Origin of the sequence: Pseudomonas sp., assembly GCF_030698175.1 — a bacterium.
Taxonomy (GTDB): domain Bacteria; phylum Pseudomonadota; class Gammaproteobacteria; order Pseudomonadales; family Pseudomonadaceae; genus Aquipseudomonas.
This window is the reverse complement of the sequence record NZ_JAUYNT010000038.1, coordinates 23,607-44,940: the sequence shown is the minus strand read 5'-3', so window position 1 is coordinate 44,940 and position 21,334 is coordinate 23,607. Positions and strand designations below refer to the sequence as shown.

Below are 21,334 nucleotides of genomic sequence, written 5' to 3'. Positions count from 1 at the left end.
CCATGCTAAATATTAGTCACTCGGCAAATCACCAGTATCACGGCGTCCACCCTGGCGAGACAGACAAGCAAGTGCCGCCCGAGGTGAGCCAGTCACTTAACTATCAAATTTTGCGCCGCACCTTGATGGCCAACAGCGAAGCGCCAGACGCACAAGCCGCCGCCCGTGAAATAAGCGCTGCGCACAGCATCGACGTGAGCGCCGCCAGCCCGCAGACGACCAGCCCAAGCCCTAGCACCGCGCCAGTCACAACAGTCGATGCAGCAGTACAAGGCCGCGACTTTGCGCAAATCATCCAGCAGCGTGAGCTAAAGCTCGACCTGCAGGTTAAGCCCGTACCGCAGAAAACCGACCCCTTGGCACTGGACCTGGCCGGTAACGGTTTCAGTACCCGCGGCCTTGGCGACAGTATCAGCTTTGATCTCGACGGCGACGGTCAGCAACAACGCATCAGCGCCCCCAATGGCGACGATGCGCTGCTGGCGCTGGATCGCAATCAAAACGGCCGCATCGATGACGGCCGCGAACTGTTCGGCGACCAACATGGCGCCAGCAACGGCTTTGCCGAACTGAGCAAATACGACGACAACCACGACGGGCGGATCGATCTGCACGACTCGGTATATGCACAGCTAAGTTTGCTGCGCTTTGACCAACAGGGTCGGCAACACAGCCAAAACCTGAGTGCGGCGGGCGTCAGCGCCATCAACTTGCAGGCGCAAAACGTCAAACAAGCACTGGGTGCCTACGATGAGATTGCACAGTTGGGGCATTTCGAGTTCAGCGATGGCCGTAGCGGCCAAGCGGCGGATTTACTGCTGGCGAGTCATTAACCGCCACGTTAAGGCTCAGGCGTAAAGATCCAAACCCAGAATTTCTTGAACATCCTGCTGCCCGGCAAAGCTTGCAGTGCTGCCGTAACTGGCCAGCGCCTGGTTGGCTCTATTGCTTAAACCGCGCTGAACAGGCTGATCTTGCAGGCGCGCCGGCAAGTTATCGCTGCTGGCATTACTGGCCTGCACCCGACGCACTTGCGCCACCGCTTCCAAACCTTGACTGCTGGCCGGCAGGGCTGGCTGCTCACGCCGCTGCTCCTGCTCGCGCTGGACTTCACGCAGCGGTGTGACCGCGCCCCCCGTGCGGGCACCGCGATCTAACGAGCTGAATGAAGTAGGGCCGTCAATACGCATCTGCTACTGCTCGAAAGACTGTTTAACGGTGGGATGAACTCAATCTAGCGGGGCGCCAGACTCTTGGCAATCAGCCGCAGGTCCGCGCTCATATACAACAGACCAAAGGTCTCAGGGCGCAGCTTTAGGGGTTGCTACCTGGTCGCGTAAATACACCGGCTGGGCCATATCCGCCGGCAGTGCTTCGCCACGCGCCCAGGCAAAACCGGCCAGTGCCAGCAAGTCTTGCGCATGGGGCAACAACACCTGCGGCTCGGCCAGCGGCTTAACCGGCATGCGCGCGGCATAGCTGCCCCAGCCGGTGCCGGCGGCTATCCAGTCAGCGCTGGCATCTGCCTCTGTCGGCAAGCTGACACGCTCGGGCGGCAACACCGCCTCCAGCCCTTGCAGACGCATCTCGCCCTGCTGCTCGCGGTAACAACCCCAGTACACCTCATCCATCCGCGCATCAATCGCCGCCGCCACCTGAGTTGCGCCCTGCTCGCGCAACGCACGTTGCGCCAACACCGCCAAAGTCGAGACCGGCAACACCGGCCGTTCCAGCGCGAAAGCCAAGCCTTGCACCACGCCAATGGCGATGCGCACGCCGGTAAAGGCTCCCGGACCGCGACCAAAGGCAACCCCATCGAGTGCCGACAGCGCTATCCCGGCCTCGGCCAGCAGGTCCTTGATCATCGGCAGCAAACGCTGGGCGTGCAGGCGCGGAATCACCTCGTAATGACTGAGCACCCGCCCGTCATGCAACAAGGCAACGGAGCAAGCTTCGGTGGCGGTATCCAGGGCCAGCAAGGTGGTCATCGGCAGTTCCGGAGGGCAAAAAGGCGAGCAGTATAAACACCAACGGCCCGCAAGCGGGCCGTTGGACAAGCACAAGGTTAGCGCGAGCTAAATCAGCTCAGCGCAGCCATGACCTTGGCGGTGATTTCGTCGACTGAACCCACACCTTCGACCTTGGAGCACTTAGGTGTGCCGCCGGCAGCAGCGAGGTTTGAGTAGAACGCCACCAATGGCTTGGTTTGCTCGTGGTACAGCGCCAAACGCTTGCGCACCACTTCTTCGCTGTCGTCTGGACGCTGAATCAGCTCTTCGCCGGTTTCATCATCAATGCCGGCTACTTTCGGCGCGTTGTGTTCGGTGTGGTAAACCCGCCCGGAAGCTGGGTGCACGCGACGCCCGGCGATGCGGCTGACGATTTCTTCGTCATCCACAGCAATTTCCAGCACGTTATCAATGCTCACACCGGCTTCTTGCAACGCATCAGCTTGTGGAATGGTGCGCGGGAAGCCATCAAAGAGGAAACCCTGAGCGCAATCGGCCTGGGTAATACGTTCTTTGATCAGGTCGATAATGATCTCGTCGGAGACCAGGCCACCGCTGTCCATCACCCCTTTGACCTTCAAACCCAACGGGCTGCCAGCCTTAACGGCGGCACGCAGCATGTCGCCGGTAGAAATCTGCGGAATGCCGAACTTTTCAGTGATGAAGCGTGCCTGCGTGCCTTTACCTGCACCGGGAGCCCCCAACAAAATCACACGCATCGATGTGCTCCTAAAAAATCAAATAAGGTCGGATTCGCCTCATGGGGCCAATCTCTGAGTTAAATAAGGCCGCACGTAGCGGCCAAAGGTTGATCAAGATACACAGCGCACCCTACCGGCACAAGCCACCGAAAGTCGGATAAAGCCGTCCCGCAAGTCGTGCTAAGCCAGCCCGCTACGCGCCCTGCAGCACCCACCAGTAAAGCCGCTTTCAGGCCGCTGTCTAGCTAGCCAAAATAACGCCCGACGCGCCCAGCGCTAGGGCTTAAGCCGGCGCCACGGAACGCTAGGAGGTGATAAAAGCAGGCAGATAAATGACCCCAGCGCACCTCAATGGCACCCAAGGACAACTAAAAAGCTCAGTAGCGGCACCTGAGCAGCCTCTTGAGCTGCGACAAAAAGTCGCAAAATCTCAGCCCTAAGCACCAACTATTACGCCGAGTTTTCAGCGCAAAACGCTAATAACACGACCCAACCCGGCCAGCGCGCCAACTTATTACAAGGTTGCGACGCCAATCTGCACAGCGACCGACCCGCGACTAGGCTATTAACAGCAGCTCCAACTCAGCCGCCATGGGTCGCCGCGTGAGAGCCCGCCAAACAGATAACAACTGAGGTGTTTATGAAAATCCGCGAACTGGTCCGCCACTGGGAAGAGAATGCCAAGGGGCGTCTAACCCGCAATCGCTACCAGATCCAACTCGACCTCGAAGCCGCCGCCCGCCTTGCCGCGCTGGCCGAGATGTACCCCAAACGCCAACCCGAAGACATGCTCGGTGAACTCATCGGTGCCGCACTGGAGGAGTTGGAGGCCGGCCTGCCCTATGTCAAAGGCAGCCAGGTGGTGGCGACCGACGAGCAAGGTGATCCGCTGTACGAAGACATCGGGCCGACACCGCGCTTTTTAGCCTTGTCACGCAAGCATCTGCAAAACCTGCTGACCCAGCAAGACAGCCCGATACACTGAGACGCAGCTTTACAGCTGCGTGCTCGGGCAGGCCATTAGTTGATTTCTTGCGGGGTTTCTTGACCCATGCAGCGTACGGCTCTTTTCTTGTTATCCACCAGCACGCCACTCAGGCCTTTTTGCGCGGTATCAAACAGCACCAACACGCCATCCACGCACTGGGCGACCTGGGTGGCCGGCTCCAAACCCAGGCGATAATCGGAGCCCGGCGTGGTTTTGTACATGGTGAACTCAGACAACAGCAGTGAATCTTCCGGCTTGGCGATATGCAGGTAACCGTACGACCAAAGCGCCAGCACACTGACCAAAATGCTGCCGATAGCGGTGAGAATCAGGGGGATGGCGTTACGTTCACTCATTGCGGACTCTCAATGTGAAAATGGGAAGTAGGAATTTCGGCTAACCGGCGCAAACCAACAAAGCCTTGCGGGTCATCGAGATAGCGCAGCATCACCTCACGCCACAGCGGCTCGGCAAAGGTCTGCACATGACCGCCGCGAGTCGGTTGCAGCACCCGCGGCGGGCGCGCAGCTTGATACAAGCGCACGCCATTGGAAAGAGGCACCACCTCATCATCGAGACTTTGATAGAGCAACGTCGGCAAACCTTCCAGCTGCGGCATGGCGTAAATGGCGCTGTCGCTTTCTGGCATCAGCCACGACAACGGCACCTGCAGCGGCCAGGTTAGCCAGAAGTTGCTCAAGGTGTATTGCGCCATATCAGCATAACTGGCGGGCGCGCCGTCCAGCACCAGCGCCATCAGCTGCGCCCGCTGCAACGGATGCTCAGCCAGATAATGCACACCCATGGCGCCACCCAGACTCTGCCCCAGCAACACCAAGGGCTTGCCCTGCACCTGCGGCGCTTGGGCCAACCAGGCAAAGCTGGCGTCTATATCCTGGTAGGCACCACTAAGACTTGGCTCACCTTGCGAACGACCATAGCCGCGATAATCCAGCAGCAACACTTGATAACCCTGGGCCGGCAACCACCAACTGCCGCCCAAATGGCTCGCCACGTTGCCGCCATTGCCATGCAAGTGCAGCACCGTGCCCTTTACCGCAACGCCGGCTTTAACCGGCAACCACCAAGCATGCAGCCGCGTGCCGTCGGCGGCAGTGATAAACACATCAGTGAACTCAAGGCCGGCAACGCTGGGGTTAAAACTCAGTTCACGCTCGGGGTAAAACAACCAGGAATCGCAACCCGCCAACAGCAAGGCCAACAGACAGAGCCCGAGGCTGCGCATCATTGGCCCACAGGATAGATAGGCGCATCAATCGGCCCCGGCCACCAGCTAGCCTTGGAGTCATGGTAAAAATGAAAACCTACGGCGGCCTTCACCGGCTCGGCCAGCAAACCGGCACGCAGGCGCAATACCCCCGGCAAAGAGCTGCGCTGGCTAAACAATGGCGAACCACAAACCCGGCAAAAACAACGCACTTTGCCTGGTGATGACTCATAACGTTGCATTAACTCCAACCCCGTCAGCCAACTCACCTGCACCTCGGCCACCGGCACATTGGTCGCCACCGGCCCGCCCTGCGCGCGCCGGCACTGACTGCAATAACACACCTGAATCGGCGGCAACTCGCCGCTCACAGTGAAGGTCACGCCCTGACAGAGACAGCTTCCGTGGTGCATGGGTGTCACTCCCTAAATAAATCAAAACCCGTGATGGGTTAGGCCGCGTTGCGGCTAAGCCATCCTACAAAAATTGCTCAACAACACTGCATTCAAACCAATGCTAGGAGCGTCACGAGCGAAGGCTAGGCAAGGCGCAAGCGGTCTGAAAAAGCGGAGTTTACATTTGTAAATGAGCATTTTTCAGACCGCTTGCAACGCCGCATAGCCGAGCGCAGTAGCTCCTAGAGGATGTTGGCGTAGTCGGCTTCGATGCGGTCCAAACTCAGGTGATTGAGGAAGTTGGAGAAACACATCCACGCCGACAGTGCATTCAAATCGCGAAACTGCTGCGGCAAGTACTTGGGTGGCACCACCAGTCCCTCATCAACCAACTGACGCAGGGTGCGCATGTCTTCGAGGGTGGTTTTACCGCAAAACAGCAGCGGAATTTGCTCCAGCTTGCCTTTGCGCACGGCCAGTTGGATGTAGTTGTAGATCAGGATAAAGCCCTTCAAGTACGACAAGTCCTTGGTAAACGGCAGCCCTTGCGGCGTCGAACCACGGAACACTCGGCTGGCATTGCCGTAGCTGTCTTCCATGCTGAAGCCCTGCTCGCGATAAAACTCGAACACCTGTAAAAAGTCCGCGCCCTCCTCAGCCATATGAATGGCGCGGGTGCGATTGGTCAGCTTGCGCAAGCGAGTTGGGTAGGAGGCAAAGGCAATCACCTCCATCAGAATCGCCAGGCCTTCCTGGGTCACGGTGGACGACGGCGGGCCCTTGGCCAGGAAGGTGCAAAACGGTTGATTGAGGCCGTTGAGGGTGGTGCCGACATGCACCAAGCCTTCATGCACTTCCAGGGCGCGCACATCACGCTCGTTGAACATGGCATCGGCGCGAATCTTGATGTAATCGGCACCGGCGGCGGCGTCAGCGACAATGCCGTCGGAGACAAACACCCGCACGGTGTCATCACCGTCACCGAACACGCCACTCAAGCGCTGCTGCAACATGGCCACCGCATCTTCGGCGGTCAGGGTCTTGGCCTCGTCCTTTAGATCGCCGCGCCCGGCGATATTATTCAGGTAATCCGAGAGCATCAAACCCAGATCGGCCAGGGTCGGGTCGCCGGCATGGAAGGCATCCGAGGCGGCGCCGTAGAGCTCTTGTGAGATAAGGCCAAAATCCGCCGTGCCGCGCGCCTCGAGCATCCGCACCACCATGCGGTACTCCTTGCACATGCGCCGCATGATCTGCCCGACCGGATTGAACTGGCCCAGATGGCGGGTGATATCCCGTTCGATATTTTGGAATTCGAGCTTTTTCGCGTCCGAGTCAAACGACAAGGGCCGCGCCTGGTAATAAGCCAAGTCCACGGCGGGCATGTGCTTGCCCTTACCTTTGAGAAAGGCCTTACGCACCCCGTCGTCCCACTTGATCGCATCGAGCACGCGGATCGGCGTTTGCGCCTCGACAATCCGGTCAGACAAGCTGCGGATAGTCTTTTGGTAATCGTCGGGGAGCTTACCTTTGCTCATCAGAGCCTCACTGGTCGATACGCTGATAGCGCGCAGTCTCGATAAACACATCGGCGTTGGCCGGATCATTTAAATAAGCCAAAACCTGCGGCAACGGACTGCTGATCAAGGCGCTGTCCGAGCCTTGGGTTTCAACTACTTGGCCCTGCAAGCTGCCGGCTTTCAGCTCTTGCAGAAAACGCTGCGGATCCAGGCTGTAAAGCACCAGCTCATTGCGTTTGCTGATTTCAAAACCGGCCATTGCGTAGTTGCTGCCAAAGCGCCTCGGCAGGCTTAGCGAGGCATACCAGCGCTCACCGCTGCGCGCCACGGTGAAAGGATAGACTTCAGGCTTAGCGTCCTGACCGAGCACCCGAATCGTCGCCACATAATGCTTGTTGGCGTCGGCGCTGATCTCCAGCAGCAGTTGCTCGCCCCATTCATTATCGCGCTGCCAACTGCCCAACAACTGCACCGGAGCCGCCTGCCCAGCCGGAATTGGCTGCTTGAACAGCACCAAACAACCGTTCAACAGCAGGCAGACCAGCACCAACAGCAACACCCGCGACGCGTTCATTAATCTCTCCCTAGACACTGTAATGAGGCAAACACTGTCCATTACACAGCCGCTACAGCAAGCTCAGATTACAAGCCCATAACCAAGCGTAGATAGCGGCGTAACAGCGCGCGCATCTCATCCAACTTAAGATTATCCAAGCCATCCAACAGACCCTGGTATTCCATCTGCAGAATCATCCCGGTCAACACCTTGGCGTCTTCGTCGGGCTGCTGCGAACCGAGCACCAGAAAGAAGCGATCAACCCCCTGATAGAGGATCTTACGGTGAGCATTGGCCAGCGCCAGCAAGCCCGGATTAAGCAATGCTTCAAGCCGCAGAGCCTGCTCGGCGAGCAGGCTTTCACGGTTCTCGCTGAGCTGACCACGCACGTAAGCAATCGCCATTTCGACCACCTGTTCGAGCAACTGCTGACGCGACTCAGGCTCCTGACCAATAGCCGTTTCTATCTGCTGCAGTTGCTCTTCGGCGCTCGCCCAAAACGCCACCATCGCCGCCGCGCTGCGCTCGACAAACAAGGCAAAGGTGTCGGTAATCAGGTCGTTGATGTCTTTGAAATAATAGGTGGTGGCCGACAACGGCACCGCCGCCTCGGTGGCCACCGCACGGTGGCGCACGGCACGCACGCCGTCACGCACGATAATGCGCAAGGCCGCATCGAGAATCGCCTGGCGGCGCTGCTCACTGCCCTGGCGTGTGGCCTTGCGACCCTGATACTGCACGCTATCGGCTACATCGCTGGCCACTTGCGAAGCACTGGGTTTCTTGGTCTTTTCGCTCAAAATGCACATTCCCTTAATTGCAGATAATCCATTGCAACTCTTGCCTAACTCCAAACCAAACAATAACGGCCCAAGCACAGCCTTTTCTACAAGAAAAAACCGCCCGAAGGCGGTTTTTGTGAGCGCCCGTTAGGCTTCGTGACGCATATGCGGAAACAGGATCACATCCCGTATCGACGGTGCATTGGTCAGCAGCATGACCAAGCGGTCGATGCCAATGCCTTCGCCGGCGGTCGGCGGCATGCCGTATTCCAAGGCGCGCACAAAATCGGCGTCAAAGTGCATGGCTTCGTCGTCGCCGGCATCCTTATCAGCCACCTGGGCATGAAAACGCTCGGCCTGGTCTTGGGCGTCGTTCAACTCGGAGTAAGCGTTGGCGATTTCACGGCCACCGATAAACAGCTCGAAACGGTCGGTAACGCTCGGATTTTCGTCATTGCGCCGGGCCAGCGGCGACACTTCGAACGGGTACTGAGTAATGAAGTGCGGCTGCTCCAGCTTGTGCTCGACCAGCTCTTCGAAAATCATCACCTGCAGCTTGCCCAGGCCTTCGAAGCCAATCACCTTGGCGCCGGCTTGCTTGGCGATGGCGCGGGCCTTGTCGACATCCTGCAGATCGGCGGCAGTCAGCTCGGGGTTGTACTTGAGGATCGAGTCGAACACCGACAAACGCACGAAGGGCTCGCCGAAGTGGAACACTTTGTCGCCGTACGGCACGTCGGTGCTGCCCAGCACCAGCTGCGCCAACTCACGGAACAGCTCTTCGGTGAGGTCCATGTTGTCTTCGTAATCGGCGTAGGCCTGATAGAACTCCAACATGGTGAATTCAGGATTGTGCCGGGTCGAAACGCCTTCGTTACGGAAGTTGCGGTTGATCTCGAACACCCGCTCAAAACCGCCAACCACTAAGCGCTTGAGGTACAGCTCCGGCGCGATGCGCAGGTACATGTCCATGTCCAAGGCGTTGTGGTGGGTTTCAAACGGGGTGGCCGCGGCACCGCCGGGAATGGCTTGCAGCATCGGCGTTTCGACTTCGAGGAAATCGCGCTGCATCAGGAACTGGCGAATATGGGCGATGACCTGCGAGCGCACGCGGAAGGTCTGGCGCACTTCTTCGTTAACGATCAGGTCAACGTAGCGCTGGCGATAACGGGTTTCGGTATCGGTCAGGCCGTGGTGCTTGTCCGGCAGCGGACGCAGCGACTTGGTCAGCAGCCGCACATTGGTCATTTCCACATAGAGATCGCCCTTGCCGGAACGGGCCAGGGTGCCCTCGGCTGCGATGATGTCGCCCAAGTCCCAGTGCTTGACCGCTTCCAGGGTTTCCGCCGGCAGGGTTTTACGGTTGACGTACAGCTGAATCCGCCCGCTCATGTCTTGCAACACCAAGAACGAGCCACGATTAAGCATCAGCCGGCCGGCAACCTTGACCGGGATAGCCGCCTCAGCCAACTCTTCCTTGCTGCTGTCGACATGGCGCTTCTGCAGGTCGGCGCAATAGCTGTCACGACGGAAATCGTTCGGGAAGGCGTTGCCCTGCTCACGCGCGGTCGCCAGCTTTTCCTTGCGCTGGGCAATCAGCTTGTTTTCTTCTTGTTGCAGTTCGTGCAAGTCGAGTTGCGGATCGAGTGGTTGGTCGCTCATGGTCGTCGTCATTCCGTCACGCTGTTCGTTGATTCATGCGCCGGCCCAGCACGGGCCGGACGGCAAAAAAATTACAGGCCTTGCTTGAGGCTGGCCACCAGGTACTCATCGATATCGCCGTCGAGCACGTTGACGCAGTCGCTACGCTCGACGCTGGTACGCAGATCCTTGATCCGCGACTGATCGAGTACATAGGAGCGAATCTGGTGACCCCAACCGATGTCCGACTTGGTGTCTTCCAGCGCCTGGGAGGCGGCGTTGCGTTTTTGTACTTCCTGCTCGTACAAACGCGCGCGCAGCATCTTCATGGCGGTGTCTTTGTTGGCATGCTGGGACCGTTCGTTCTGGCAGCAGACCACGGTGTTGCTCGGTACGTGGGTGATACGCACCGCAGAGTCCGTGGTGTTTACGTGCTGACCACCGGCACCGGAGGAGCGGTAGGTATCGATACGCAGGTCCGACGGATTGATGTCGATCTCAATGTTGTCATCGATTTCCGGCGAGACGAACACCGCGGTAAAGGAGGTGTGGCGACGGTTGCCAGAGTCGAACGGACTCTTGCGCACCAGGCGGTGCACGCCGATCTCGGTGCGCAACCAGCCAAAGGCGTATTCACCCTTAATATGCAGGGTCGCGCCCTTGATCCCGGCCACTTCACCGGCCGACAACTCCATGATGATGGCCTCGAAGCCGCGCTTGTCGGCCCAGCGCAGGTACATGCGCAGCAGCATGTTGGCCCAATCTTGGGCCTCGGTGCCGCCGGAGCCGGCCTGGATATCCAGGTAGGCGTTATTGGGATCCATCTCGTGGCTGAACATGCGGCGAAACTCAAGCTTCTCCAGCGACTCGCGCAGGCGCTCGATCTCGGCGGCAACGTCATCGACGGCGGCCTGGTCTTCTTCCTCGGCCGCCATTTCCAGCAGGTCGCGGGCATCGCTTAAACCGGCCGACATTTCATCGAGGGTTTCGACGATTTGTACTAATAGGGCGCGCTCGCGGCCTAGATTCTGCGCGTACTCGGCGTTATTCCAGACATTGGGATCTTCGAGTTCGCGGTTAACTTCGATCAGCCGATCATGCTTGTGATCGTAGTCAAAGATACCCCCGAATAGTCAGGGAACGCTCGGACAGGTCCTTGATGCTATTCAAGATTGGGTTAATTTCCATGGTGTTCTGCACTCGCAAACGAAACTTTCTGAAAGCCCGCGAGTATACCCGACTCACGAGAAGCTTGTCGGGCTTAGAGCTGCCCTACTGCGAAAGCCTGGAGGCTGGCGCTTTTTTCCGCTCAATCTCGTTGAAGAGAATGACTATTCGCCTCGATTGAGCGAAAAAACGAGCTCAACCCCAGACTTTCTCGCTACGGGCGTCCAAGCCCGACAAGCTTCTAGCCACTGACACGGACGATGCACGCTCAGGCCAAGCAATGCAGCAACACTCGCCGTCGACGCATCGATTAATTTGTTCAAAATATGATCAGCTTCACGCCGTTTTTTTAGCGCACATTCTTTGACGCGGGTACAGTTGCGCCACAAAAACTCGCCAGCAGTACCGACCATGCCCCGCAAAACCGCCATTTCACGCAGCGCTCGCGCACTGCGCCGCAGCCTCTCGGCCTGGGCTTTGTGCCTGCTTAGCACGCCCGTCTGGGCCGATCTCGCCGCACTAAATGCCAGCCAACTGCCTATTAATGCGGCTCAGGTGCGGTTAAATAACTGGCAGCAACTGATTAGCAACGCCACCACCTTGAGCAATGCCGAAAAATTGCGCGCGGTTAATCAGCTGATCAATAACTCCCTGAGTTATGTCAGCGACCAACAAGCCTGGGGCCAAACAGAATACTGGGCCACCCCCACCGAAGCCTTGCTGCGCGGCCAAGGCGACTGCGAAGACTTTGCCATCGCCAAGTACTTCAGCCTGCTCAAAATGGGCATCAGCGCGGCGCAACTGCGCCTGATGCACGTCAAAGCCCTGAGCAGCAACAGCCCCCATATGGTGCTGGCCTGCTACCCAAGCCCGCAGTCAGAACCGCTGCTGCTGGATAATTTGACCAACCGCATCCTGCCGGCGAACCGCCGTAAAGACCTGCTGGCGGTTTACGCTTTCAATGCCGAAGGCATCTACCTGGCCAAGGCTCCCACGCAAAAAATTGCTCAGCCGGTAACCATGCTCAGCCGCTGGGTCGCCCTCAATGCGCGCATGCACAACAGCGAAAACGCGCAACCAGTGCTTTAAAGCCCCCAGCCACTGAAAACGATTTCTTTGCAGCAACCCTCTAAAAACAAGATATACACTCAGCGCTATCGATAAAGCCGAGGCAAACCCGGCTTCGCTGCCGGTAACTCGCCATGATGACGCTGCGCCAGATTCGCCACTTTATTGCCGTCGCCGAAACCGGCTCGATTTCTGCCGCAGCGCAAGCCGTATTTATCTCCCAGTCGACCCTGACCCTGGCGATCCAGCAACTGGAAGCCGATATCGGCGTCAGCCTGTTCAACCGCCATGCCAAGGGCATGAGCCTGACTCACCAGGGCCATCAGTTCTTGCGTCAGGCCCATTTGATTTTGGCCTCGGTCGACAATGCCAAGCGCAGCCTGCAGCAGAGCACCGACCAGGTGGCTGGGCAGCTGACTGTTGGGGTGACCAGCCTGGTGGCTGGCTACTACTTGGCCGACTTGATCACTCGCTTTCAGCGCGCCTATCCCAACGTCGAGATCCGCGTGATTGAAGACGAGCGCCCCTATATCGAACACCTGCTGATCAGCGGCGAAATCGATGTGGGGGTACTGATTTTATCCAACCTCGAAGACCGTCACGCCCTGCAGACCGAGGTACTCACTCACTCACCGCAACGCCTGTGGCTGCCGGCTCAGCACCCACTGCTGGAGCACGACAGCATCAGCCTGGCCGATGTCGCCAGCCAGCCACTGATCCAGCTGAACGTCGATGAAATGGGCCTCAATGGTCAGCGCATCTGGGCGCAAGCCGGCCTGCAAGCCAACATCACCCTGCGCACCGGCTCCACCGAAGCGGTGCGCAGCTTGGTGGCCGCCGGCTTAGGCCTGTCGATTCAAGCCGATATGACCTACCGGCCCTGGTCACTGGAAGGCGACATTATCGAGGCCCGCGCACTGGTTGACCTGACCCAAACCCTGGATGTCGGCCTCGCCTGGCGCCGTGGCGCGGCACGCCCAGCCTTGGTCGCGCCGTTTCTGACCGTGGCCCGCGAGCAGCCCGCCGGGCGCAAGCTATCTATTTAATCGAACGCAGCTTTCAGTATTTAGCATTTGTAGGGGCCATGCCCGCGCTCTAGTCTCTGGCTACCCCTAATGCGGGCGACCGGTGCTGGCGCAATCTGCCCAATCACCGTCAGCCCCGATAATAAAAAGAGTACGGCTGATGGCTGGCGAGACGACTTCCACGCCCTTCTATAGCGAACTGTTGATCGACGGTGAACTGGTCGCCGGCGCCGGCCTGCCCGAGGCGATCATCAATCCGGCCACTGGTGAAACACTGACACTGGTGCGCGAAGCCTCGACCCCGCAGGTCGAAACCGCCATTCTGGCCGCGCACCGGGCCTTCAGCAGCTGGTCACGAACCACCCCCGCACAACGCTCGGCCGTACTGCTGGCGATTGCCGACGCCATCGAGCAACGCGCCGAACTCTTGGCCCGCCTGGAAGCCCTGAATTGTGGCAAGCCGCTGCACCTGGCGCGCCAGGATGACCTGAGTGCCACAGTCGATGTATTCCGTTTCTTTGCCGGCGCAGTGCGCTGCCAACAAGGCCAGTTGGCCGGTGAATACCTGCCGGGCTACACCAGCATGGTGCGCCGCGACCCAATCGGGGTGGTGGCCTCCATTGCGCCCTGGAACTACCCGCTGATGATGGCCGCCTGGAAGATTGCCCCGGCGCTGGCCGCCGGCAATACCCTGGTATTCAAGCCCTCCGAACACACCCCGCTGTCGATACTGGCACTGGCGCCGGCATTGGCCGAACTGCTGCCACGCGGCGTGATTAACATCATCTGCGGCGGTGGCGAAGGGGTCGGCAGCCATCTGGTCAGCCACCCAAAAGTGCGCATGGTGTCGCTGACCGGCGACATAGTCACCGGCCAGAAAGTCCTCCAGGCCGTGGCCAAAACCCTCAAACGCACCCACCTGGAATTGGGCGGCAAAGCGCCGGTGATTGTCTGCAACGACGCCGACCTCGACGCCGTGGTGCAAGGCGTGCGCAATTACGGTTACTACAACGCCGGCCAAGACTGCACCGCCGCCTGCCGCATTTACGCCCAAGCCGGCATCCATGACCGGCTGGTGAGCGAGCTGGGCGATGCAGTGGCCAGCCTGCGCTTCGCCCGCAAAAATGACGCCGACAACGAACTCGGCCCGCTGATCAGCGCGCGCCAGCGTGACCGGGTCGCCAGCTTTGTCGAGCGCGCCCTCGGCCAACCGCATATCGAGCGGGTCACCGGCGCCGCCGCGCACTCCGGGCCGGGTTTTTTCTATCAGCCAACGCTGCTGGCCGGCTGCAAGCAGAGCGATGAAATCGTCCAACGCGAGGTGTTTGGCCCAGTAGTCACGGTCACCCGCTTCGACGAACTGGCGCAAGCGGTGGACTGGGCCAACGACTCCGAATACGGCCTGGCTTCATCGGTGTGGACGCAAAATCTCGACAAGGCCATGCAGGTAGCCGCCCGCCTGCAATACGGCTGCACCTGGATCAACAGCCATTTTATGCTGGTCAGCGAGATGCCCCACGGCGGCTTGAAGCGCTCGGGCTATGGCAAGGATTTGTCCAGCGACTCGCTGCAAGACTACAGCGTGGTGCGCCACATCATGGCCCGCCACGGTCAGCCATTGGTCTAACCGGCCAGCTATAACCGTCCGCTAAACAGACAAAAACACCACAGTTTTTAATCTTTAACCACCACAAAAGGCCCGCGAGGGCTAAGCACCACGACGTTCAACTGCCCCGACCAATACCAACAAAAGGGAACTCCAATGATCGTGCATAAAACTGCGTTACTCAGCGCACTCACCACCGCCTTGCTGGCCAGCGCCAGCTTGCAAGCCGCACAACCTCTGCAAGCGATTGGCGCCGGCGAAGGTCAACTGAACATCATCGCCTGGCCCGGCTATATCGAGCGCGGCGAAAGCGACAAGGCCTATGACTGGGTCACCGGCTTTGAGCAAGAGTCGGGCTGCAAGGTCAACGTCAAAACCGCCGCCACCTCCGATGAGATGGTCAGCCTGATGGCCAAAGGCGGATACGACCTGGTTACCGCCTCGGGCGACGCCTCGCTGCGCCTGATTGCCGGCAAGCGCGTGCAACCGATCAACACCGCACTGATCGCCAACTGGAAAAACCTCGACGCACGCCTGAAAGACGCGCCTTGGTACAACGTTGATAAGCAAACCTACGGCGCGCCCTATCAGTGGGGCCCGAACGTGCTGATGTACAACAGCAAAGCCTTCCCAACCGCGCCCACCAGCTGGAGCGTGGTATTTGAGGAGCAAAACTTGCCGGATGGCAAATCCAACAAAGGCCGGGTGCAAGCCTATGACGGTCCGATTTACCTGGCCGACGCCGCCTTGTATTTGAAAACCAAGCAACCCGAATTGGGCATCAAAGACCCTTACGAACTGAACGAAGCTCAGTACGCTGCAGTGCTCGACCTGCTGCGCAAACAGCACGGCCTGGTCCATCGCTACTGGCACGATGCGACCGTGCAGATGAGCGACTTCAAAAACGAAGGCGTGATGGCCTCGGGTTCCTGGCCGTATCAGGTCAATGCCCTGCAGTTGGAAAAACAACCTATCGCCTCGACCATCCCCGTCGAAGGTGCCACCGGCTGGGCCGACACCAGCATGCTGCACGCCGAGGCCAAGAACCCTAACTGCGCCTATAAGTGGATCAACTGGTCGCTGCAACCCAAGGTACAAGGCGACGTCGCCGCCTGGTTCGGCTCAGTCCCAGTGGTACCAGCAGCCTGCAAAGGCAACGAACTGCTGGGCGCCGAGGGCTGCAAAACCAACGGCTTCGAGAACTTCGAGAAGATCGCCTTCTGGAAAAGCCCCCAAGGCAAGTGCGCCACCCATGGTGAGTGCGTGCCATACAGCCGCTGGACCAAGGATTACATAGCCATTATGGGCGGTAGATAGGGGCCTGCCTGGGACCCGCTTCGTAGGATGGGTGGAGCGCAGCGATACCCATCAATGAGCACAGGTATCCCTGTGGGCAATGGCACCCGGAGCATCGTTCGCGCGACGATGGGTATCGCAATCTCAACCCATCCTACGGTGCTTTGCTGATGCATGCCGAGATCCGTAGGGTGGGTTAGCCGCGCAGCGGCGCCACCATTGCCGCACCGCGCAGCCATTGTCGGAGCGGCAAGCAAAATCTGCTTTTCAACGTTTCACAACCCACAGCGCCGGGCATTTTCAGTGTCGGCAAAACACCGATGCCGGGCGTTGCGGGTTGGTTTTTATCCTGGAGTTTTACGATGACCCTTGCAGTACAGTTCACCGATGTCTCCCGTGCCTTCGGCGAGGTTAAAGCCGTTGATCAGGTCAGCATCGATATCCAGGATGGCGAGTTTTTCTCCATGCTCGGCCCCTCAGGCTCTGGCAAGACCACCTGCCTGCGTTTGATCGCCGGTTTCGAGCAACCAACCTCTGGCTCCATTCGTATTCATGGGGTGGAGGCCGTCGGCCTGCCGCCCTACCAACGCGACGTCAATACGGTGTTTCAGGATTACGCCCTGTTCCCCCATATGAACGTGCGCGACAACGTCGCCTATGGCCTCAAGGTCAAGGGCGTCGGTAAAGCCGAACGGCTGGCCCGCGCCGATGAAGCCCTGGCCATGGTCGCCCTGACCGGCTTTGGCGAGCGCAAGCCCGCCGCCATGTCCGGCGGTCAGCGCCAACGGGTGGCCCTGGCCCGCGCCCTGGTCAACCGACCACGGGTGCTGCTGCTGGATGAACCCCTCGGCGCACTGGATTTAAAACTGCGCGAACAGATGCAAAGCGAGCTGAAAAAGCTCCAGCGCCAGCTTGGCATCACCTTTATTTTCGTCACCCACGACCAGACCGAAGCGCTGTCGATGTCCGACCGCGTGGCGGTGTTCAACAAGGGTCGCATCGAACAGGTCGACACCCCACGCAACCTCTATATGCAGCCGGCCACCGCCTTTGTCGCCGAATTTGTCGGCACCTCCAACGTGCTGCGTGGCGAGTTGGCAGCCAAGTTAAGCAACGCCAGCCAGCCGTTTTCGATCCGCCCGGAACACATCAGGTTGGTCGACAGCAACACAGCCATCGGCAGCAGCGACGTCGAAGTCAGCGGCCTGCTGCATGAGGTGCAATACCAGGGCAGCACCACTCGTTTCGAGTTGCAACTGGAGAACGGCCAGACCCTTAGCGTCAGCCAGGCCAATAACCAATGGCTCGACAGCAGCCCGGCCTTTCAGCCCGGTCAGTGCCTGACTGCGCGCTGGCCGCGTGACGCCATGGTTGCGCTGCGCGAGGGCATCTGAGATGGAACTGCACGCTAACCCTGCACGGCTGCCGGACCCTATAGGTCCGCTGCGGCGCTTTTCCAACCTGCTCTACCGGCGGCCCAATCTGTACCTGGCCCTGCTGCTGTTGCCACCGCTGCTGTGGTTCGGGGCGATTTACCTAGGCTCGCTATTGGGCCTGATGTGGCAAGGTTTTTACACCTTCGACGACTTCAGCATGACGGTCACGCCCGACCTGACGCTGGCTAATTTCGCCGCGCTGTTCGAACCGTCCAACTATGACGTGATCCTGCGCACGCTCTATATGGCCATTGCGGTGACCCTGGGCAGCGCCCTGCTAGCCTTCCCGATTGCCTATTACATGGCGCGCTACACCAGCGGCAAAACCAAGGCGTTTTTCTATATCGCAGTGATGATGCCGATGTGGGCCAGTTATATCGTCAAGGCCTACGCCTGGACCCTGCTGCTGGCCAAGGGCGGCGTGGCCCAGTGGTTTGTCGAGCACCTGGGTCTGACCCCGCTGTTGCAATTTATTCTGGGGATGCCCGGCATCGGCGGCAGCACTCTATCGACCTCCTATCTCGGTCGCTGCCTGGTGTTTATCTACATCTGGCTGCCCTTTATGATTTTGCCGATTCAGGCCTCCATCGAACGCCTGCCGCCGTCCTTGCTGCAAGCCTCGGCCGACCTCGGCGCCAGACCACGGCAGACCTTCACCCAAGTGATCCTGCCGCTGTGCGTACCGGGGATTGCCGCCGGTTCGATCTTCACCTTCAGCCTGACGCTGGGCGACTTTATCGTTCCGCAACTGATCGGCCCGCCCGGCTACTTTATCGGCAGCATGGTCTACGCCCAACAAGGCGCAATCGGCAACATGCCGATGGCCGCCGCCTTCACCCTAGTGCCCATAGTGCTGATCAGCATTTATCTGGCCATCGTCAAACGTCTGGGGGCTTTCGATGCACTCTAAATCAGCAAAAGGCGAGCAAGCCTCCTGGGGCCTGAAACTCGCGGCTTGGGGTGGGCTGGTGTTTCTGCACTTCCCCATCGCGATCATTTGCATCTATGCCTTCAACACCGAGGTCGGCGCTTTTAGCTTCCCGCCCCAGGGCTTCACCTTGCACTGGTTCAGCGTGGCCTTCGCCCGCGAAGACGTGCTGGAGTCGATCAAGCTGTCGCTGCAGATCGCCTGCATCGCCACCCTGATTGCCTTAGTCCTCGGCACCCTGGCGGCGGCGGCCCTGTATCGGCGCGACTTCTTCGGCAAGGACGGCATCTCGCTGATGCTGATTCTGCCCATCGCCCTGCCCGGCATCATCACCGGCCTGTCGCTGCTGTCGGCGTTCAAGAGTTTAGGGATTGAACCGGGGATGCTGACCATCATCATTGGCCACGCGACCTTCTGCGTGGTGATCGTCTACAACAACGTGATCGCGCGTTTTCGGCGCACCAGCCACAGCCTGATCGAGGCATCTATGGACTTGGGCGCCGACGGCTGGCAGACCTTTCGCTACATCATCTTGCCCAACTTAGGCTCGGCCTTGCTGGCCGGCGGCATGCTGGCCTTTGCCCTGTCGTTCGACGAAATCATCGTCACCACCTTCACCGCCGGCCACGAACGCACCCTGCCGATCTGGCTGCTCAACCAACTCGGTCGCCCGCGCGATGTGCCGGTCACCAATGTGGTGGCCATGCTGGTGATGCTGGTGACCATGCTGCCGATTCTCGGCGCCTATTACCTGACCAAGGGTGGTGAGAGCGTGGCTGGCAGTGGCAAATGACCACAAACCCATCCTACGACCTGCACCTCCTATTTCATGCAACCCCGATAACGCGAGGTTTACGCGATGCAAACCAAACTGCTGATCAATGGCCAGCTGGTCGAAGGTGAAGGCGCCGCCCAGGCCGTGCTCAACCCGGCGCTGGGCAGCGTGCTGGTGTCTATCAATGAAGCCAGCCCGGCCCAGGTCGACGCCGCCGTGAGCGCCGCCGATGCCGCCTTCGACAGCTGGTCGCAGACCGTGCCGAAAGACCGCGCACATCTGCTGCTGCGCCTGGCCGACGCCATCGAAGCCAACGGCGAAACCCTCGCCCGACTGGAGTCGAACAACTGCGGCAAGCCCTACTCTGCGGCGCTGAATGACGAGATCCCGGCGGTGGCCGATGTATTCCGCTTCTTCGCCGGCGCTTGTCGGACCATGGGCGGCTCGGCCGGCGGTGAATACCTGGCCGGCCACACCTCGATGATCCGTCGCGATGCTATTGGTGTCGTTGCTTCGATTGCGCCCTGGAACTACCCGCTGATGATGGCCGCCTGGAAGCTCGCCCCGGCCCTGGCCGCCGGCAACTGCGTGGTGCTCAAGCCCTCCGAACAGACCCCGCTGACCGCCCTGAAGCTGGCCGAGCTGGCCAATGCGATCTTCCCGGCCGGGGTGATCAATCTGGTGTTTGGCCGTGGCCCCAGCGTCGGCCAGCCGCTGGTGACCCACAAGAAAGTGCGCATGGTCTCGCTGACTGGTTCGATTCCGACCGGCAGCCACATCATCAGCAGCACCGCCGACAGCGTGAAACGCATGCACATGGAACTGGGCGGCAAGGCCCCGGTGATCATCTTTGACGACGCCGATCTGGACGCCGCAGTGGAAGGCATCCGCACCTTCGGCTTCTACAACGCCGGCCAAGACTGCACCGCGGCGTGCCGTATCTACGCGCAAAAAGGCATCTACGAGAAATTCGTCGCCAAACTCGGTGAGGCGGTCGGCAGCATCAAGTACGGCCTACAGGATGACCCTGCCACCGAACTCGGCCCACTGATCACCGAGCAGCACCGCCAGCGCGTGGTGAGCATGGTCGACAAGGCCAAGGCACTGCCGCACATCCAGGTGGTCACCGGCGGCAATGCTGTGCCGGGGCCGGGCTTTTTCTTCGAACCGACCGTGCTGGCTGGCGCCCTGCAGGGCGACGAAATAGTCCAGCGCGAGGTGTTCGGCCCGGTGGTCTCGGTCACCCAGTTCGACGATGAAGCTCAGGCCCTGAGCTTCGCCAATGACTCGGACTACGGCCTGGCCTCCTCGGTGTGGACCCGCGACGTCGGTCGTGCCCATCGCCTGGCTGCCCGCCTGCAATACGGCTGCACCTGGGTCAACACGCATTTTATGTTGGTCAGCGAAATGCCCCACGGCGGCGTGAAGCTGTCCGGCTACGGCAAGGACATGTCGATGTACGGCCTGGAGGATTACACCGTCGTGCGTCATGTGATGTTTAAACACTAACTGAAGCTACTGCGCTCGCGACGCTGCAGGTTTCCGTCTTAACCATGAGTGGCCCATCTCGGGCCGCTCACACTGAGCAGGAGCAACAACAATGAAAACAACCCTCCGTAGCGTCAGCTTCCTCATGCTGTTTACCGCCGCTGGCATGGTCCAGGCCGCCGACAGTGCCAAGGCGGTGATCGATGGTTATATGGCCGCCTGGAACGCCCACGACGCGGAAAAAGCCTCGACCTTCTTCGCCGAAGACGGCGTGTACTTCGACGCCACCGTCGGCACCCCGCAAAAAGGCCGGGTGGCCGCCCGCGACAACGTGATTAAGGTGTTTCTCACCGCCGTACCCGATGCCAAATGGACAATGACCAGCGCGCCAATTGCCAGCCAGGACGGTATCGCCTTCCAGTGGCAATTCAGCGGCACCAACAGCGGCGCCTGGGGCCCGGAAACCCCGGCCACCAACAAACCGCTGAGTTTTGAAGGGGTCAGCTTTATGCTGATCAAAAACGGCAAAATCACCTACCAAGGCGATTACTACGACGCACTCGGTTTTAACAAGCAACTGGGCTGGTAAGCCGCAGGAGCTATCAATTAGCCAATAGCACTGCCGATTCAGTCCGACTGGCTCGGCAATGCCGCGCAACGCCCACCACCGCACGGGTTAAACCAACCACGCACAATTCATCTGCAGGACTAAGCTGTGAGGGTTT

At 59.6% G+C, this 21,334-nt stretch carries 22 protein-coding genes; 11 read left to right on the top strand and 11 right to left on the bottom strand.

All coding sequences use genetic code 11. From position 1 onward, the window contains the following. Positions 1–2: 2 nt before the first annotated feature. Entirely contained in the window at positions 3–833 is an 831-nt protein-coding gene (locus Q8R10_RS18895) for a hypothetical protein (RefSeq protein ID WP_305655497.1), read from the top strand. 15 nt (positions 834–848) lie between these two features. On the opposite strand, the gene Q8R10_RS18890 is transcribed toward Q8R10_RS18895, so the two are convergent. From Q8R10_RS18890 to adk, 3 genes are all read right to left on the bottom strand, one after another. Then, positions 849–1,190, bottom strand: a complete 342-nt coding sequence (locus tag Q8R10_RS18890; protein WP_305655496.1) for a hypothetical protein — start codon at positions 1,188–1,190, stop codon at positions 849–851. Positions 1,191–1,301: 111 nt separating this feature from the next. Further along, entirely contained in the window at positions 1,302–1,988 is a 687-nt protein-coding gene (gene tsaB, locus Q8R10_RS18885) for a tRNA (adenosine(37)-N6)-threonylcarbamoyltransferase complex dimerization subunit type 1 TsaB (protein WP_305655495.1), read from the bottom strand. Between the two features lie 92 nt (positions 1,989–2,080). Continuing rightward, positions 2,081–2,728 (bottom strand): adenylate kinase, encoded by a 648-nt coding sequence (adk, locus tag Q8R10_RS18880; protein ID WP_305655494.1) that lies wholly within the window; start codon positions 2,726–2,728, stop codon positions 2,081–2,083. A 622-nt stretch (positions 2,729–3,350) separates the two neighbouring features. Here adk and Q8R10_RS18875 point away from each other — a divergent pair. Continuing rightward, on the top strand, positions 3,351–3,695 hold the full coding sequence (locus Q8R10_RS18875) for a pilin assembly protein (RefSeq protein ID WP_305655493.1): 345 nt from the start codon (positions 3,351–3,353) through the stop codon (positions 3,693–3,695). A gap of 35 nt (positions 3,696–3,730) precedes the next feature. Here the strand turns inward: Q8R10_RS18875 and Q8R10_RS18870 are convergent, their stop codons facing one another. The 8 genes from Q8R10_RS18870 to prfB form a co-directional block, all read right to left on the bottom strand. Further along, a complete protein-coding gene (locus tag Q8R10_RS18870) occupies positions 3,731–4,054 on the bottom strand; it encodes a hypothetical protein (protein WP_305655492.1) in 324 nt (107 codons plus the stop codon). Further along, complete coding sequence (locus Q8R10_RS18865) at positions 4,051–4,944, bottom strand: alpha/beta hydrolase (protein WP_305655510.1); 894 nt, start codon at positions 4,942–4,944, stop codon at positions 4,051–4,053. Before Q8R10_RS18865 ends, Q8R10_RS18870 begins: the two co-directional genes overlap by 4 nt. Beyond that, positions 4,944–5,339 carry a GFA family protein gene (locus Q8R10_RS18860; RefSeq protein ID WP_305655490.1) on the bottom strand — a complete coding sequence of 132 codons (396 nt, stop codon included), beginning with the start codon at positions 5,337–5,339 and terminating at the stop codon, positions 4,944–4,946. Before Q8R10_RS18860 ends, Q8R10_RS18865 begins: the two co-directional genes overlap by 1 nt. Before the next feature lie 224 nt (positions 5,340–5,563). Further along, positions 5,564–6,859 (bottom strand): flavohemoglobin expression-modulating QEGLA motif protein, encoded by a 1,296-nt coding sequence (locus Q8R10_RS18855; protein WP_305655488.1) that lies wholly within the window; start codon positions 6,857–6,859, stop codon positions 5,564–5,566. A gap of 7 nt (positions 6,860–6,866) precedes the next feature. Next, entirely contained in the window at positions 6,867–7,415 is a 549-nt protein-coding gene (locus tag Q8R10_RS18850) for a hypothetical protein (protein WP_305655486.1), read from the bottom strand. Between the two features lie 68 nt (positions 7,416–7,483). After that, positions 7,484–8,197 (bottom strand): TetR/AcrR family transcriptional regulator, encoded by a 714-nt coding sequence (locus Q8R10_RS18845; RefSeq protein ID WP_371133370.1) that lies wholly within the window; start codon positions 8,195–8,197, stop codon positions 7,484–7,486. A 129-nt stretch (positions 8,198–8,326) separates the two neighbouring features. Further along, the gene (lysS, locus tag Q8R10_RS18840; RefSeq protein WP_305655483.1) at positions 8,327–9,841 is read right to left on the bottom strand and encodes a lysine--tRNA ligase; all 1,515 of its coding nucleotides are present in this window, start codon (positions 9,839–9,841) and stop codon (positions 8,327–8,329) included. Between the two features lie 71 nt (positions 9,842–9,912). Beyond that, a protein-coding gene (gene prfB / locus Q8R10_RS18835) for a peptide chain release factor 2 (protein WP_305655482.1) occupies positions 9,913–11,008 on the bottom strand; the annotation gives its coding sequence in 2 pieces (ribosomal slippage) (positions 9,913–10,935 and positions 10,937–11,008; 1,095 coding nt in all). Positions 11,009–11,398: 390 nt separating this feature from the next. Here prfB and Q8R10_RS18830 point away from each other — a divergent pair. The 9 genes from Q8R10_RS18830 to Q8R10_RS18790 all read left to right on the top strand — a co-directional run bounded on the left by Q8R10_RS18830 (position 11,399) and on the right by Q8R10_RS18790 (position 21,198). After that, positions 11,399–12,076 carry a transglutaminase-like cysteine peptidase gene (locus tag Q8R10_RS18830; RefSeq protein ID WP_305655481.1) on the top strand — a complete coding sequence of 226 codons (678 nt, stop codon included), beginning with the start codon at positions 11,399–11,401 and terminating at the stop codon, positions 12,074–12,076. Positions 12,077–12,189: 113 nt separating this feature from the next. Next, on the top strand, positions 12,190–13,101 hold the full coding sequence (locus Q8R10_RS18825; RefSeq protein WP_305655480.1) for a LysR family transcriptional regulator: 912 nt from the start codon (positions 12,190–12,192) through the stop codon (positions 13,099–13,101). 139 nt (positions 13,102–13,240) lie between these two features. After that, a complete protein-coding gene (locus tag Q8R10_RS18820; RefSeq protein WP_305655478.1) occupies positions 13,241–14,707 on the top strand; it encodes a gamma-aminobutyraldehyde dehydrogenase in 1,467 nt (488 codons plus the stop codon). 135 nt (positions 14,708–14,842) lie between these two features. Continuing rightward, positions 14,843–16,003, top strand: coding sequence for a putative ABC transporter substrate-binding protein YdcS (ydcS, locus tag Q8R10_RS18815; protein WP_305655476.1), 1,161 nt, complete (start codon positions 14,843–14,845; stop codon positions 16,001–16,003). A 341-nt stretch (positions 16,004–16,344) separates the two neighbouring features. Continuing rightward, positions 16,345–17,376 carry an ABC transporter ATP-binding protein gene (locus Q8R10_RS18810; protein WP_305655474.1) on the top strand — a complete coding sequence of 344 codons (1,032 nt, stop codon included), beginning with the start codon at positions 16,345–16,347 and terminating at the stop codon, positions 17,374–17,376. 1 nt (position 17,377) lies between these two features. Then, positions 17,378–18,328, top strand: a complete 951-nt coding sequence (locus Q8R10_RS18805) for an ABC transporter permease (protein ID WP_305655472.1) — start codon at positions 17,378–17,380, stop codon at positions 18,326–18,328. Then, positions 18,318–19,139: an ABC transporter permease gene (locus Q8R10_RS18800; protein WP_305655470.1), complete on the top strand. Its 822-nt coding sequence runs from the start codon at positions 18,318–18,320 to the stop codon at positions 19,137–19,139. Before Q8R10_RS18805 ends, Q8R10_RS18800 begins: the two co-directional genes overlap by 11 nt. Before the next feature lie 66 nt (positions 19,140–19,205). After that, positions 19,206–20,630, top strand: a complete 1,425-nt coding sequence (locus Q8R10_RS18795; protein ID WP_305655468.1) for a gamma-aminobutyraldehyde dehydrogenase — start codon at positions 19,206–19,208, stop codon at positions 20,628–20,630. A gap of 91 nt (positions 20,631–20,721) precedes the next feature. Beyond that, positions 20,722–21,198: an ester cyclase gene (locus Q8R10_RS18790; RefSeq protein WP_305655467.1), complete on the top strand. Its 477-nt coding sequence runs from the start codon at positions 20,722–20,724 to the stop codon at positions 21,196–21,198. Positions 21,199–21,334: the final 136 nt, after the last annotated feature.

Excerpts from the sequence above, each read along its gene's own strand:
- Q8R10_RS18800 (WP_305655470.1), top strand. The coding sequence starts at position 18,318 with ATGCACTCTAAATCAGCAAAAGGCGAGCAAGCCTCCTGGGGCCTGAAA.
- adk (WP_305655494.1), bottom strand. The coding sequence starts at position 2,728 with ATGCGTGTGATTTTGTTGGGGGCTCCCGGTGCAGGTAAAGGCACGCAG.
- Q8R10_RS18830 (WP_305655481.1), top strand. The coding sequence starts at position 11,399 with ATGCCCCGCAAAACCGCCATTTCACGCAGCGCTCGCGCACTGCGCCGC.
- Q8R10_RS18860 (WP_305655490.1), bottom strand. The coding sequence starts at position 5,339 with ATGCACCACGGAAGCTGTCTCTGTCAGGGCGTGACCTTCACTGTGAGC.
- Q8R10_RS18805 (WP_305655472.1), top strand. The coding sequence starts at position 17,378 with ATGGAACTGCACGCTAACCCTGCACGGCTGCCGGACCCTATAGGTCCG.
- Q8R10_RS18825 (WP_305655480.1), top strand. The coding sequence starts at position 12,190 with ATGATGACGCTGCGCCAGATTCGCCACTTTATTGCCGTCGCCGAAACC.
- Q8R10_RS18850 (WP_305655486.1), bottom strand. The coding sequence starts at position 7,415 with ATGAACGCGTCGCGGGTGTTGCTGTTGGTGCTGGTCTGCCTGCTGTTG.
- tsaB (WP_305655495.1), bottom strand. The coding sequence starts at position 1,988 with ATGACCACCTTGCTGGCCCTGGATACCGCCACCGAAGCTTGCTCCGTT.
- lysS (WP_305655483.1), bottom strand. The coding sequence starts at position 9,841 with ATGAGCGACCAACCACTCGATCCGCAACTCGACTTGCACGAACTGCAA.
- Q8R10_RS18890 (WP_305655496.1), bottom strand. The coding sequence starts at position 1,190 with ATGCGTATTGACGGCCCTACTTCATTCAGCTCGTTAGATCGCGGTGCC.
- Q8R10_RS18875 (WP_305655493.1), top strand. The coding sequence starts at position 3,351 with ATGAAAATCCGCGAACTGGTCCGCCACTGGGAAGAGAATGCCAAGGGG.
- Q8R10_RS18870 (WP_305655492.1), bottom strand. The coding sequence starts at position 4,054 with ATGAGTGAACGTAACGCCATCCCCCTGATTCTCACCGCTATCGGCAGC.
- Q8R10_RS18895 (WP_305655497.1), top strand. The coding sequence starts at position 3 with ATGCTAAATATTAGTCACTCGGCAAATCACCAGTATCACGGCGTCCAC.
- Q8R10_RS18810 (WP_305655474.1), top strand. The coding sequence starts at position 16,345 with ATGACCCTTGCAGTACAGTTCACCGATGTCTCCCGTGCCTTCGGCGAG.
- Q8R10_RS18855 (WP_305655488.1), bottom strand. The coding sequence starts at position 6,859 with ATGAGCAAAGGTAAGCTCCCCGACGATTACCAAAAGACTATCCGCAGC.
- Q8R10_RS18820 (WP_305655478.1), top strand. The coding sequence starts at position 13,241 with ATGGCTGGCGAGACGACTTCCACGCCCTTCTATAGCGAACTGTTGATC.
- ydcS (WP_305655476.1), top strand. The coding sequence starts at position 14,843 with ATGATCGTGCATAAAACTGCGTTACTCAGCGCACTCACCACCGCCTTG.
- Q8R10_RS18790 (WP_305655467.1), top strand. The coding sequence starts at position 20,722 with ATGAAAACAACCCTCCGTAGCGTCAGCTTCCTCATGCTGTTTACCGCC.
- Q8R10_RS18865 (WP_305655510.1), bottom strand. The coding sequence starts at position 4,944 with ATGCGCAGCCTCGGGCTCTGTCTGTTGGCCTTGCTGTTGGCGGGTTGC.
- Q8R10_RS18795 (WP_305655468.1), top strand. The coding sequence starts at position 19,206 with ATGCAAACCAAACTGCTGATCAATGGCCAGCTGGTCGAAGGTGAAGGC.